At 71.2% G+C, this 13,152-nt stretch carries 12 protein-coding genes; 9 read left to right on the top strand and 3 right to left on the bottom strand.

Annotation, left to right across the window (positions count from 1 at the left end; genetic code table 11):
* The first annotated feature begins 202 nt into the window (after window positions 1-202).
* The 9 genes from AC13HU_RS17595 (at window position 203) to AC13HU_RS17555 (ending at window position 8,326) form a co-directional block, all read left to right on the top strand.
* On the top strand, window positions 203-973 hold the full coding sequence (locus tag AC13HU_RS17595; RefSeq protein ID WP_483042827.1) for a Rossmann-fold NAD(P)-binding domain-containing protein: 771 nt from the start codon (window positions 203-205) through the stop codon (window positions 971-973).
* A 105-nt stretch (window positions 974-1,078) separates the two neighbouring features.
* Window positions 1,079-2,296 carry an acyl-CoA dehydrogenase family protein gene (locus tag AC13HU_RS17590; RefSeq protein ID WP_483042826.1) on the top strand — a complete coding sequence of 406 codons (1,218 nt, stop codon included), beginning with the start codon at window positions 1,079-1,081 and terminating at the stop codon, window positions 2,294-2,296.
* Window positions 2,293-3,507, top strand: coding sequence for an acyl-CoA dehydrogenase family protein (locus tag AC13HU_RS17585; RefSeq protein WP_483042825.1), 1,215 nt, complete (start codon window positions 2,293-2,295; stop codon window positions 3,505-3,507). Before AC13HU_RS17590 ends, AC13HU_RS17585 begins: the two co-directional genes overlap by 4 nt.
* Window positions 3,508-3,658: 151 nt before the next feature.
* Window positions 3,659-5,416 (top strand): hypothetical protein, encoded by a 1,758-nt coding sequence (locus AC13HU_RS17580; protein ID WP_483042824.1) that lies wholly within the window; start codon window positions 3,659-3,661, stop codon window positions 5,414-5,416.
* 2 nt (window positions 5,417-5,418) lie between these two features.
* Window positions 5,419-6,030, top strand: a complete 612-nt coding sequence (locus AC13HU_RS17575) for a hypothetical protein (protein ID WP_483042823.1) — start codon at window positions 5,419-5,421, stop codon at window positions 6,028-6,030.
* Between the two features lie 61 nt (window positions 6,031-6,091).
* The gene (locus tag AC13HU_RS17570) at window positions 6,092-6,409 is read left to right on the top strand and encodes a hypothetical protein (RefSeq protein WP_483042821.1); all 318 of its coding nucleotides are present in this window, start codon (window positions 6,092-6,094) and stop codon (window positions 6,407-6,409) included.
* An 87-nt stretch (window positions 6,410-6,496) separates the two neighbouring features.
* The gene (locus AC13HU_RS17565; protein ID WP_483042822.1) at window positions 6,497-7,144 is read left to right on the top strand and encodes a hypothetical protein; all 648 of its coding nucleotides are present in this window, start codon (window positions 6,497-6,499) and stop codon (window positions 7,142-7,144) included.
* Window positions 7,145-7,273: 129 nt separating this feature from the next.
* Window positions 7,274-7,591, top strand: coding sequence for a hypothetical protein (locus AC13HU_RS17560; RefSeq protein WP_483042821.1), 318 nt, complete (start codon window positions 7,274-7,276; stop codon window positions 7,589-7,591).
* A gap of 87 nt (window positions 7,592-7,678) precedes the next feature.
* Window positions 7,679-8,326: a hypothetical protein gene (locus tag AC13HU_RS17555; RefSeq protein ID WP_483042820.1), complete on the top strand. Its 648-nt coding sequence runs from the start codon at window positions 7,679-7,681 to the stop codon at window positions 8,324-8,326.
* A 162-nt stretch (window positions 8,327-8,488) separates the two neighbouring features.
* Here the strand turns inward: AC13HU_RS17555 and AC13HU_RS17550 are convergent, their stop codons facing one another.
* The 3 genes from AC13HU_RS17550 to cobT form a co-directional block, all read right to left on the bottom strand.
* Entirely contained in the window at window positions 8,489-9,304 is an 816-nt protein-coding gene (locus AC13HU_RS17550) for a TrmH family RNA methyltransferase (protein WP_483042819.1), read from the bottom strand.
* Complete coding sequence (gene cobA / locus AC13HU_RS17545; RefSeq protein ID WP_483042818.1) at window positions 9,297-10,607, bottom strand: uroporphyrinogen-III C-methyltransferase; 1,311 nt, start codon at window positions 10,605-10,607, stop codon at window positions 9,297-9,299. Before cobA ends, AC13HU_RS17550 begins: the two co-directional genes overlap by 8 nt.
* A 300-nt stretch (window positions 10,608-10,907) precedes the next feature.
* On the bottom strand, window positions 10,908-13,152 hold a 2,245-nt coding region (gene cobT, locus AC13HU_RS17540; RefSeq protein ID WP_483042817.1), incomplete at its 5' end, for a nicotinate-nucleotide--dimethylbenzimidazole phosphoribosyltransferase.

Below are 13,152 nucleotides of genomic sequence, written 5' to 3'. Positions count from 1 at the left end.
CCCGCCGGGCGCACTCCCGCGGCGCGGAACCCGGGGGCTCCGGGAACTGCGGGGACTCCAGGGGCTACGACGGGGCGCACGACGGGGACGCGGACCCCGGCGAACCGGACCCCCGCGCAGCGGAGGTCCGGCGCTCCCGATTCCCGGCGGCGGCTGCTCCGTCAACGGCTGTTCGTGTTCGTGATCGTCACGCTGATCGCGGCTGCCTGTATCGCGGTTCTTCAAGCGGCGTGACACCGCCGGTGCGAGGTTGCGCCTTAGTGCGCCGCGCGCGTTCGACTGGTACGACCCGGCCACCCATGCCGCCGCGCTCGACGGGGTCGACCGCGTCTACCTCCTGCCGCCCCTGGGCGACGCCGACTCGGCGGCGGTGATGCTGCCGTTCCTCCGGCAGGCGCGCGTCGCCGGTGTCCGGCGCGCGGTGCTGCTCAGGTCCTCGGCCATCCCCGAGGGCGGCCCGGCGGTCGGCGCGGTACACCGGTCCCTGCCCGAACTGTTCGACCAGTGGGCGGTGTTGCGACCGTCGTGGTTCATGCAGAACTTCACCGGCACGCACGCCCACGCGGTGAGCATCCGCACGAAGGGCGTCATCCGGAGCGCGACCGGGAGCGGCCTGGTCGGCTTCGTCGACGCCGGGGACATCGCGGCCGTCGCCGCACATGCCCTGACCGACGCGCACGCCCCGAACACCGATCTCGTCCTCACCGGACCCGAGGCGCTCGGCTACGACGACATCGCCGCGATCGTCACCGAGGCAACCGGCCGGCGCGTAGTCCACCAGCGGCTGTCCCCCGAGCAGGTGCGCGACCACCACGCGCAGGAGATGCCGATGGAGTTCGCCGCGATGCTGGCGGACATGGACCGCGCCATCGCCGAGGGCGCCGAGGACCGCGTCACCGACACCGTCCAGCGCGTCACCGGCCGGCCCGCGCGCACCTTCCGCGCCCTGCTCGGAGCGACCCCGGCCGGGTAGCAAGGGGGTTCGGGCACCCCTAGGCACGGGCACAGATGTCCGATATGTTAACAAGCGCTTGCTTAGAGAACGGGTGACGGGACAGACGGGAAGGACGGCAGCGCGATGGCCAGGAGCCGGGAAACGGAGGACGGCGCCGTGGACGCGGCGGAGCTGCGCGGGAAGGCACGGGAACTGCTGGCCGCGCACCCGCCGGGAGCCGGTGCCCCCGGGGAGTTCCTGCGGGCGCGGTTCGACGCGGGCCTGGCGTGGGTGCACTTCCCGCAGGGCCTCGGCGGCCTCGGCGCACCGCGGGCGCTCCAGCCCGTGGTGGACGCGGAACTCGCCGCGGCGGGCGCGCCCGACAACGACCCGCGCCGCATAGGCATCGGCCTGGGCATGGCCGCGCCGACCATCCTCCGCTACGGCACGAAGGAGCAGAAGCAGCGCTTCCTGCGCCCGCTGTGGACCGGGGAGGAGGTGTGGTGCCAGTTGTTCTCCGAGCCGGGCGCCGGATCGGACCTGGCCGGGCTGCGCACCCGGGCGGTCCGCGAACCGGACGGCGGCGACTGGATCGTGGACGGCCAGAAGGTGTGGACGTCCAGCGCCCATACCGCGCGCTGGGCGATCCTCATCGCCCGTACCGACCCCGACGTGCCCAAGCACCAGGGCATCACGTACTTCGTGTGCGACATGATCGACCCGGGCGTGGAGGTCAGGCCGCTGCGCCAGATCACCGGCGAGGCGGAGTTCAATGAGGTCTTCCTGACCGGGGTGCGCATACCCGACGCGCACCGGCTGGGCGAGGTCGGCGACGGCTGGCGGGTCGCGCAGGCCACCTTGATGAACGAGCGGGTCGCGATCGGTGGCATGGTGCTGCCCCGCGAGGCGGGCATGGTCACGGGTCCCGCGGCGGCCTGGCGGGAGCGGCCGGAGCTGCGTACGCCCGAGCTGCACGACCGGCTGCTGTCCGCGTGGGTCGACGCGGAGGTGGCGCGGCTGTCCGCGGAGCGGGTCCGCCAGCAGCTCGCGGTCGGCTCACCCGGGCCGGAAGGCGCGGGCCTGAAGCTCGCCTTCGCCCGGCTGAACCAGCGGATCAGCGGCCTGGAGGTCGAACTCCTCGGCGAGGACGGCCTGCGCTACGGCGACTGGACGATGGCCCGCCCGCGCAGCGTCGACTTCTACGGCCACGACGCGGGCTACCGCTATCTGCGGGCGAAGGGCAACTCCATCGAGGGCGGCACCTCGGAGGTCCTGCGCAACATCATCGCCGAGCGGGTGCTGGGACTGCCCGCGGAACCGCGTACCGACAAGGACGCCGCCTGGAAGGACCTGCCCCGATGACCTCGCCGACCCAGCCCGCCGCCGACCGGATCCGCTCCGCGGCCCATACCCAAACCGTGGCTCCGGCTCAGGCTCAGACCCAAGCTCCGGCTCCGGCTCCGAACCTGCTCTACTCCGACGTCGAGGACGACCTGCGCGCCGCGGTACGCGACCTGCTCGGCGACCGTTGCCCGCCGGACGCGGTGCTCGCCCGGGCGGAGGCCGAGCAGCCGTACGACCCCGAGCTGTGGCGGCTACTCGCGGCCGAACTCGGCCTCGCCGGGCTGCTGGTGCCCGCGAAGCTGGGAGGTCAGGGCGCGACCGCGCGCGAAGTGGCCGTCGTACTGGAGGAGTTGGGCGGCGCGGTGGCGCCGACACCGTTCCTCGGCAGCGCGGTGCTGGCCACCTCGGCGCTGCTCGGCTGCGACACCGCGGACGAGGCGGTCGCTGACCTGCTGGGGCGGCTGGCCGCCGGCGGGACGAGCGCGACCCTGACCGTACCCCTGTCGGCGGCGCCCGGCGGCGGCTTCCCGACGACCGTACGAGCCGACACCGAGGGCCGGTTGACCGGGCGGGTGACGAGCGTCGCGGACACGCCCGGCGCGAGCGTGCTGGTGGTGCCCGCGGTCGGCCCGGACGGCCCGAGCCTTTACGAAGTGGCCGCGGCGGACGCCTCGGTCGAACGGTTCAACTCGCTGGACCTCACCCGTCCGCTTGCCGACGTCACCTTCGACGGCAGCTCCGCGCGGCCACTGCCCGCCGACGACGCGGCCGCCGCACTGGATACGGCGCTGCTGACCGGTGCGGGCCTGCTCGCCTCGGAACAGCTGGGCGTGGCGCAGTGGTGCCTCGACGAGACGGTCCGCTACCTCGGGCAGCGGCACCAGTTCGGGCGGGTGGTCGGCTCGTTCCAGTCGCTCAAGCACCGGCTGGCCGACCTGTGGCTGGAGGTCGTCTCGGTACGGGCCGCGGCGCGCGCCGCGGCCGACGCGCTCGCGACCGGCTCCCCCGACGCGCCGGTGGCCGCCGCGGTCGCCCAGTCGTACGCGGCCGGCGTCGCGGTGCACGCGGCCGAGGAGGCAGTGCAACTGCACGGTGGGATCGGCATGACGTGGGAGCACCCCGCGCACCTCTACCTCAAACGTGCGAAGGCCGACGAGATCGCACTGGGCACCCCGGGCCGCCACCGCGCCGCACTCGCCGCACTGGTGGCGCTTCCCCCGCCCAACTGACGCCGCGTCCGGGGCCGTTTGTCGAACCACCTGCCACCCCCGCCCCAAGGTCGCGACACACCGTTGTGTGATAATCACGCCGCGCGCTGGCAAGATGACACGCGGTATTGGCTATGTGTCGGTCCTGCGCGGCCGACAGCGAAAGGGCCCAATGGTTCAGCCGGACGGAGACGGCAACTTCAGCGGGATAGACCCACAGCAACTCTGGGACATGATCAACTCGATCAAGAACAGGACCAGTTGGGACGGCAACGGCAGCGGTGCTCCGCTGGTGGCGAGTTGGATGAGCCAGGCGCAGAGGATCGGCCTCGACGCCACCCGGCTCAACACGATCAACAAGCACTTCTCCTGGGCCCAGGACCAGTTGCCGATGCTTCGCCGCCGGCACAGTCTGGCGGCAGCCGCGGCCAAGGAGGAGAGCGACTTCGGGGCCACGGGCATGGTCACCGCGGGATCGGGCGACCTCGGGAAGTACAAGACCCAGGGCGCCGCGCAGAAGGCCGGCAAGAACGCCGCGAAGAAGTACAAGGACGGCGACATCACCACCCAGCAGTACCTGCAACTCATGCAGCAGAACGAGGACGACCCGGACTTCGCGGCCGCCTCCTGCAAGGAACTCGGCCAAGCGCGGCTGGCGGAGCTGGAGCAGTCCTCCAGCGAGCTGGACAGCGACAATCCGGACGCCGGACACTCCGTGTTCGCCAACTTCGTGGCCACCTCCATGCGTGGTGGCATGCAGTACAAGGACTCCGCGGGCCATGAGGACATCAGCTTCCTCGCCCCGCTGCTCACCGAGGCGAACTTCCCCGCCGACGTCCTGACCGACCTGGGCACCCAAGCCCTCGCCCCGGGCAACACCATGTACTCCGACCAGGTATGGAAGGCGCTGGCCGCCGATCCCAAGGCCGCGACTCAGTTCGTGCACAATAACGCCGACATCCTGCCCACCTTCATGCAGTCGGACTCCGAGCACCGTGGTGGACTGATCAATCCGAAAGCGAAGGACTTCGCCACCGTCATCGAGGCAGGCACCATCCCAGGTCCAGGGGCGGATGCGAACATGGCCGCGGACAACACCACCAAGTTGGGCAAGTACTACGCCAACCATCAGGACGACCACACGCACCCGGAGATCCAGCAGGTCTTCGCCGATGACATCAAGTACTACTGGTCCGACGTGCAGGCGTCCCTGACCGATCCCGCACCAGCTCCCCTCGGCCCCGGGCACGTCGATGTCTCCAACGCCGACTGGGAAGGCTTCATCCACGAGTCGATGCAGAACCCGAAGTCCACCGCTGAGTTGCTGTCGTACAGTCAGGAGATGGCTGATCAGCTCTCTGACAGCGACACCGACAACGTGTGGACACAAAACGCCTCCGGCATCCTTGAGGGCACCTTCGGTTTCGAGGCGACCACTGTCTATCAGGAGAAGAAGGCCGCCGGCGACGCGGACGCCGAAAAGTGGCAGGACACCGTGAGTGAACAGCTCAGCAAAGCCGCCGAGGCCGGTGTGGATATCGCCTTCGAACCCGGCGAAGCCGGCAAGACCGTCTCCAAGGCTGTGATCAACGACGTCCTCGACACGCTCAACAAGCACATCGTGAAGATCAACCCCAAGGACATGGGCTCACCGCCCTCCACTGCCACGTGGCAGCACGACTGGAATCAGGGTGCGCACCAGCAGTATGCGAAGAACCACAATCTCGGCAATCCGCAGCAATACGCGGACATGTATACAGGCGGCAAGCCGTTCCTCTCCGATGACGGCCGTCTCATCGCCCATGCCACCCCGGCTCAGAGGCAGGCTTACAACGAATGGCTCAAGGATCCCGCAGTTGGCAACGCACTGGACAAGAACTTCCTCAACCGCAACGGCTCCCGTGTCGACGCCCTGACCGGAGTCAAGTGAACATGATCCGGCGCCTGCCCCTGCTCGCTTTGTCCCTCGTACCCCTCCTCGGCGTCACCGCCTGCAGCGACGGCGGTTCGGGCTCATCGCGCAACCCCCAGTCCGTTCGGTCCTCGCTGGCAAAGACGTACTGGAAGGTCAACGCCGCGATGCCTTCGGCAATCGACATGGATGCCGGCCGGGGCAAGTTCATCAAGTGCTCGGCCGACAAACCGAAGTTGGCCGTCTACCAGATCGAGAACATGATCGACGCCAAGGACGACTCGACGACGGCGGCTCAGCTCTTGGCGCGGGTGAAGACCGCGCTGGCACCCCAGGGATGGAAGATCGGCCTTGACAAGGTCCAGCCGAGTCCGACCGAGAGCGCGACCATGTCCAAGACGACTGGCTACGTGGCGAACAAGGACGGCATGCAACTGCAACTGCTGATCCAGGAGCGGACCCCCGACGTCCCGGCGGGCGGCTTCATGGACCTGTACAGCGGTTGCGCCAAGCTCGGGAAAGACCAGAAGAACATCCTGGCCAAGTACGCCCCGGGCGCCTCGGTGGACCTCTACCAGCCAACGAAGACCAATCCGCACCCCCTCCCGACCGGCCCGACCATGGCGCCATAGTCAGGAGCCCTCACCCCACGCGTGCCACCGCACACACCACCAACGGGAGGAAGCACTCACCATGGCCGACAAGAAGGTGCCCAGCCCCATGTGGCAGGCGCTCAGTGACCTCAACACCGAGGTCCAGAAGGACCTCGCGACCGTGAACGGCTCGCTAAAGGACGCCGACAAGCGAATGGCCGGCGGCAAGGGCGACGTGTGGGTCGGCGCCACCGCACGCGACTGGGCGAAAGACCTCACCGGAGCGGCCCACGACGTCACCACCCAGGCCAACGGCTTCGCCGAGTACGTCAGCCGCGAACTGGCCGCGCACCCCAAGGAAGTCACCCAGACCGAGGCCGACAACGAACGCCGCATGCTCGCCGGACGGATGGGCTGACAACCTGCCCTCTCCAGAGCACCGCACGCGATGTTCCTCGAGCGCGACCACGGACGTGTCGCAGCCATCACAGGAAGCTGAGAACGTATGAAACCCCGTGGCCGCGCCACCACTTGGGCCGCACTGCCCGCCGTCACCCTCACCTTCGCGGTGGGCGGGTGCGGCGGCAACGGCATTAGCAGCGCCGACGGTATAAAGCAGGCGACGGAGGTCCGGGCCTCGACTGCCGGGGTGTACTGGAAAGCCCGCAGCACGATGGCGGCCTCGCTCCACCTCGACACACCCGAGGGCAGTGGCAACTTCGTCGCCTGCTCCAAGAACGAGAAGAACGGCAAGGGCGCCGTGAAGTACGACCTCTCCGACTACCTCGACCCTGAGAACAAGCTGACGATGGCCCAGTTGGTGTCCGGTGTGGAGAACGGGCTGAAGCCGCTGGGGTGGACCTTCACCAGACAGTCCATCCCCACGAAGAGCATGCCGGACGCCAAGAACGAGAAGCTGTACGGCTGGGCCGCGCACAAAGGGGACTTCACCATCGAACTCACCTTCCATGAGGCGAGCAAGGGAAAGTCGGCCGCCGGCTACTTCGACGTGCTCAGCGCGTGCAAGAGGTACGGCAAAGCCCAGAAGAAGCTGCTCTCCCAATACGCCAACGGCAACAGCTTCGACACGTACGATCCGATGCCCGGAACGCCGCAGCCCGTTCCGACTGGCTTCCCCAGCCCCGCCTTGTAACGAATTGGCAGGCCGCCCTCGCAAGGTGGGCCACTTCATGGACCGGCAGCCCGCCGGGCGGACCGCCGAACGCCTAACAACCGAGCGCACCACCACCGCACACACCACCAACGGGAGGAAGCACTCACCATGGCCGACAAGAAGGTGCCCAGCCCCATGTGGCAGGCGCTCAGTGACCTCAACACCGAGGTCCAGAAGGACCTCGCGACCGTGAACGGCTCGCTAAAGGACGCCGACAAGCGAATGGCCGGCGGCAAGGGCGACGTGTGGGTCGGCGCCACCGCACGCGACTGGGCGAAAGACCTCACCGGAGCGGCCCACGACGTCACCACCCAGGCCAACGGCTTCGCCGAGTACGTCAGCCGCGAACTGGCCGCGCACCCCAAGGAAGTCACCCAGACCGAGGCCGACAACGAACGCCGCATGCTCGCCGGACGGATGGGCTGACAACCTGCCCTCTCCAGAGCACCGCACGCGATGTTCCTCGAGCGCGACCACGGACGTGTCGCAGCCATCACAGGAAGCTGAGAACGTATGAAACTCCGTGGCCGCGCCACCACTTGGGCCGCACTGCCCGCCGTCACCCTCGCTTTCGCGGTGAGCGGATGCGGGGGTGGCCTGAGCAGCACGGAAGGGACGAAGCGGGCGAAAGAGGTCCGGGCGAAGGCCGCGCAGACATACTGGACGGTCCGCACCGCGCTGCCGGCCTCGCTCCACCTCGACGAGCCTTACGGAAAGGGCCGCTTCGTCGCGTGCACCAAGACCGATAAGAACGGCAAGGGAGCGGTGAAGTACGACCTCTTTGACTATCTGGTTCCGGTGAAGGCCAAGCTGACGATGGCGCAGTTGCTGTCAGGGGTGGAGAGCGGCTTGAAGCCGCAGGGGTGGACCTTCACCCCGTACACCGTTCCTCGCTCGGCCATGCCGGACCCGGAGAATGAGGAACTCCACGGCTGGCGGGCTCACAAGGGCGACCAGACGATCAACCTCACCCTGCACGAAGCCCGCAACGGCATGTCCGCCGCAGGGAACTTCGATGTCCTCGCCGGCTGCGAGAAGTACGGCGGCGCCCAGAAGAAGCTGCTCGCGGACTACGCCACCGGAGACAGCCGGGACGATTACCGGCCCACGTCCACCGCCGACCCCACACCCATTCCCACCGGGTTCCCGACCCCCATGTGAACCCTCCCGCACTGGGCGGCCGGCCCCGACCGCACGCGCCTGGGCGAGGGACCTGACCGGGGCGGCCAACTACGTCATCACCCGGACCGCGGCCGACAACGAACGCCGCATGCTCGCCGGACGGATGGGCGGACCGCGGCCCACCGCTCTCCCGGTCGGGCGTCAGGTGCGGGTGGTGTAGAAGGCGACCGCGGAGGCGGCGGCCACGTTGAGGGAGTCGACGCCCGCGGTCATGGGGATGGTGACGCGGGTGTCGGCGGCGCGGAGGGCCGCGGGGGTGAGGCCGTCGCCCTCGGTGCCGAGCATGAGGGCGAGCCGGGGTGGACGACGGGCGGCGAGGTCGTCGAGGGGGATCGCGTCGTCGGACAGGCAGAGGGCCGCGAGCAGGAAGCCGTGGGCGCGCAGGAGTTCGAGGTCGTGCGGCCAGTTGTCCAGCCGGGTCCAGGGGACGGAGAAGACCGCGCCCATGGAGACCTTGACGGCGCGCCGGTAGAACGGGTCGGCGCAGCGCGGGCTGAGCAGGACCGCGTCCACGCCGAGCGCGGCGGCGGAGCGGAATCCGGCGCCGAGGTTGGCGTGGTCGACGGTGTCCTCGAAGACGGCGACCCGGCGCGGGCCGGGGCCGAGCCGGGCCAGCAGTTCGTCCACGGAGGGCAGCGGGGTGCGGGCCATCGAGGCGAGCGCGCCGCGGTGCACGTGGTAGCCGGTGACCTGTTCGGCGAGCGCGGGCGTCACTTCGTACACCGGGGCGATCGCCGCGTCGATCACGTCGCGCATCGGGCCGAGCCACTTGGCGGACAGCAGCATCGAGCGCATCGGGTAGCCGGCGGCCAGGGCGCGGCGGATCACCTTCTCGCCCTCGGCGATGAACAGCCCTTCGGCGGGTTCGCGGCGGCGGCGCAGTTCGACGTCGGTGAGGGAGGTGTAGTCGGCCAGGCGCGGGTCGGCGGGGTCCTCGACGGCGCCCGGTTCAGCCACGCGGTCCCCCACGTGTTCCCCCACTCACTCCCCCGCGCGGTCCCACCTCGGGGCCGAACGTGCCCGCCGCCCGTGCCGCCTCGGCGACCGCCCCGCCCACGGCCACCACGTCGCCGATCACGATCACCGCGGGCGGACGCACCCCCTCCTCGGCGACCCGCCGGCCGACCGTGCCGAGCGTGGCGTCCACCCGGCGCTGCGCGGCGGTGGTGCCCTCCTGGACGACGGCGACCGGGGTGTCGGCCGAGCGCCCCTGCGCGACCAGGGCCGCCGCGATCGACTCGATCCGCTCCACCGCCATCAGCAGCACCAGGGTGCCGCGCAGCTTCGCCAGCGCCGCCCAGTCCACCAGCGAGCGCGCGTCGTCCGGGGCGACATGCCCGCTGACCACGGTGAACTCGTGGGCCACTCCCCGGTGCGTGACCGGGATACCGGCGGCGGCCGGCACGCTGATCGCGCTGGAGATGCCGGGCACCACCGTCACCGGGATGCCCTCCCGGGCCAGCGCCTCCGCCTCTTCCATGCCGCGCCCGAACACGTACGGGTCGCCGCCCTTGAGCCGGACCACGGCCTTGCCCGCCTTCGCGTGCTCGACCAGCGCCGCGTTGATCGCCTCCTGCGCCATCGCCCGGCCGTACGGGATCTTCGCCGCGTCGATCACCTCGACGTGCGGGCCGAGTTCGTCGAGCAGGTCGCGCGGGCCGAGCCGGTCGGCGACGACCACGTCGGCCTCCGCGAGGAGCCTGCGGCCGCGCACCGTGATCAGGTCCGGGTCCCCCGGGCCGCCGCCGACCAGCGCGACCCCGGCGGCGCGGGCCCGATGGTGCGGCGCCACCAGCGTGCCGTCCCGCAGCCCCGCGACCACCGCGTCGCGCACCGCCGCCGAACGCCGCGGGTCGTGGCCGGTCAGCACCGCCACGGTCACCCCTTCGGTACGGCCGGTCGCCGGGGTCCACGCGGTCGCCGCGTCCGCGTCGTCGCTGCGTACGCACCACACCCGGCACTCTTCCGCTTCCGCGCTCGCCGCGGCGTTGGCCGCGGCGTCCGTGCTCGCGATCAGCGCGTACCACGCGTCCGCGAGGTCGCCCGTACGGTACTTCCGGCGCTCCCAGCGCAGTTCGCCCGCGGTCGCCATCGCCTCGACCGAAGGCGTGGCCGACGGTGACACCAGCAGGACGTCGGCGCCCGCCGAGACCAGGGCGGGCAGCCGCCGCTGGGCTACCTGGCCACCACCGATCACCACCACCCGCCTCCCGGCGAGCCGCAGCCCAACGGGGTACGCGAGGGCGTCGTCGTGCGGCATGAGGGCTCCTTGCTGTGCGGGCTTCTTACTCTACGGTTCGACGCCGTGACGGTTGCGGTGCACTGCCGGCCGCAGGCCGGTGACCTGCTTGCCGGTGACCTGCTGTGTGGGCGCCACCCAGGCGAAGCTCTGTGGGAGCGCGGGCCCCAGCCCCTGCCGGGGCGAGGCTCCCCGCAGCTGACAGCGATGACAGCGGGGAGCAGCCCGGACAGGGGCGCGCGGAACCGTGCGGCAAGCCCACCACCGGCGGGTGGTCACCGAACCGCCGGAACGGGGTAACCCGGGCGGTCCCGTTGCCGCTTACCCCTTTTCGGTGACACCCGCGGCGTCGAACGTGGCGACCTCGTGCATGACCCGCGCCGCGCTCTGGACCAGCGGCAGCGCGAGCAACGCCCCCGTGCCCTCGCCCAGCCGCAGATCGAGGTCGACCAGGGGCCGCAACCCGAGGGTGGTCAGCGCGGCGACATGCCCGGGCTCGGCGCTGCGATGCCCGGCGATGCACGCGGCGAGCACCTCGGGCGCGATCGCGCGGGCGACCAGAGCGGCGGCGCCGGCGCTGACCCCGTCGAGGATGACGGGCGTACGGAGGGCGGCGGCACCGAGCAACAGCCCGACCATCGCGGCGTGTTCGAGCCCGCCGACGGCCGCGAGGACGGCGACGGGGTCGCCAGGATCAGGTCGGTGCAGGTCGAGCGCACGCCGGACGACGTCGATCTTGCGGGTGTGCATCTCGTCGTTGATGCCGGTGCCGCGCCCGGTGACCTCGGCGGGGTCCGCACCGGTGTAGACGGAGACGATCGCGGCGGACGCGGTCGTGTTGGCGATGCCCATCTCCCCGGTGAGCAGCGCCTTGTTGCCCGCGGCCACCAGGTCGCGCGCGGTCTCGATGCCGACCTCGATCGCCTTGAGCACGTCCTCGCGGCTCATCGCGGGCCCGGCGGTGAAGTCCGCGGTACCGGGCCGTACCTTGCGCGGCAACAGCCCCGGGGTGGCGGGCAGTTCGGAGGCGACGCCGACGTCGATGACGCAGACCTCGGCGCCGACCTGGTTGGCGAAGGCGTTGCAGACCGCGCCGCCGCCGAGGATGTTGGCCACCATCTGGCCGGTGACCTCCTGCGGCCAGGCGGTCACGCCCTGGGCGTGCACCCCGTGGTCGCCGGCGAACACCGCGACCGCGGCCGGTTCCGGGATCGGCGGCGGGCACTGCCGGGACAACCCGCTGAGCTGCGCGGAGATGATCTCCAACATGCCCAGCGCGCCGGCCGGCTTGGTCATCCGCTTCTGCCGCTCCCACGCCTCGCCGAGCGCCTTCGCGTCCAGCGGGCGGATACCCCGCAGGGTCTCCTCCAGCAGGTCGTGCGGCTCCTCGCCGGGCAGCGCGCGGTTGCCGTACTCCTCGTCGTGGACGACCCAGGACAGCGGGCGCCGCTGCGACCAGCCCGCCTGCATCAGCTCGGGTTCCTCGGGGAACTCGTCGACGTACCCGACGCACAGGTAGGCGACGACCTCCAGGTGCTCGGGCAGGCCGAGTTCGGTGACCATCTGGCGCTCGTCGAAGAAGCTGACCCAGCCGACGCCGAGCCCTTCCGCGCGGGCGGCGATCCACAGGTTCTCCACGGCGAGCGCGGAGGAGTACGGCGCCATCTGCGGCTGGGTGTGCCGGCCGAGGGTGTGCCGGCCGCCCCGGGTCGGGTCGGCGGTGACCACGATGTTCACCGGGGTGTCGAGGATCGCCTCGATCTTCAACTCGCGGAACTGCCGGGCCCGCGCCTTGGGCAGGGACTTGGCGTACGCCTCGCGCTGGGCCATCGCCAGCTCGTGCATCTTCTCGCGGGTCTTCTCCGAGCGGATCACCACGAAGTCCCACGGCTGGGAGTGGCCGACGCTGGGCGCGGTGTGCGCCGCCTCCAGCACCCGCAGCAGCACGTCGTGCGGGATCGGGTCGGACCGGAAGCCGTTGCGGATGTCGCGCCGCTCGCGAATCACCCGGTGCACGGCGTCGCGCACGGCCGGGTCGTACGGTTCGGCGGCCGGCCCCTGCGGCGCGGGCTCGGCGGCGGCCGGGGCCTCGTCGGTCTGCGCGGCCTCGGGCGCGTCGGACGCCTCGGACTCCCCCGGCTCTTCGGGTGCTTCGGGTGCCGCGGGCGTTTCGGGTGCTGCGGGTGCCTCGGCGTGGTCGTCCTGCGCGGCCGGTACGTCCTCGGCGGCGACGGGCGGTACGGCCGCCGGTTCGGCTGCGGGCTCGGGCTCGGCGACGGCTTCGGGAGCGGGGGCCGGCTCGGGAGCGGCCGCGGGTTCGGCCGCGGGTTCAGTCACGGGTTCGGCCGCGGCTGCGGCTGCGGCTTCCGCTGCGGACTCAGGTGCCGCCGGCTGCGGTTCGGGCTGCTGGACCGGCTCGGCCTCCTCCACCGCGGGGGCGGCCCGGCGCTTGCCGCGGCGGCCTCGGCCGGGGGCGGCAACGGCGGCCTGCTCCGCGGCGGCCTGGTCGGGCGTGGCCACGGCGTCGGTCGTGCCGGCGGCGTCCGTGGCGGGCGCGGGCTCCGGG

The sequence above is a fragment of the Streptomyces sp. NH27 genome (assembly GCF_056859195.1).
Note: the sequence above shows the minus strand (reverse complement) of the source record. Positions and strands in the feature narration are given on the sequence as shown.

Bases quoted from the DNA above. Each gene is read 5' to 3' on its own strand.
- AC13HU_RS17590 (WP_483042826.1), top strand. From the start codon at position 1,079: ATGGCCAGGAGCCGGGAAACGGAGGACGGCGCCGTGGACGCGGCGGAG.
- AC13HU_RS17585 (WP_483042825.1), top strand. From the start codon at position 2,293: ATGACCTCGCCGACCCAGCCCGCCGCCGACCGGATCCGCTCCGCGGCC.
- AC13HU_RS17580 (WP_483042824.1), top strand. From the start codon at position 3,659: ATGGTTCAGCCGGACGGAGACGGCAACTTCAGCGGGATAGACCCACAG.
- AC13HU_RS17575 (WP_483042823.1), top strand. From the start codon at position 5,419: ATGATCCGGCGCCTGCCCCTGCTCGCTTTGTCCCTCGTACCCCTCCTC.
- AC13HU_RS17570 (WP_483042821.1), top strand. From the start codon at position 6,092: ATGGCCGACAAGAAGGTGCCCAGCCCCATGTGGCAGGCGCTCAGTGAC.
- AC13HU_RS17565 (WP_483042822.1), top strand. From the start codon at position 6,497: ATGAAACCCCGTGGCCGCGCCACCACTTGGGCCGCACTGCCCGCCGTC.
- AC13HU_RS17560 (WP_483042821.1), top strand. From the start codon at position 7,274: ATGGCCGACAAGAAGGTGCCCAGCCCCATGTGGCAGGCGCTCAGTGAC.
- AC13HU_RS17555 (WP_483042820.1), top strand. From the start codon at position 7,679: ATGAAACTCCGTGGCCGCGCCACCACTTGGGCCGCACTGCCCGCCGTC.
- cobA (WP_483042818.1), bottom strand. From the start codon at position 10,607: ATGCCGCACGACGACGCCCTCGCGTACCCCGTTGGGCTGCGGCTCGCC.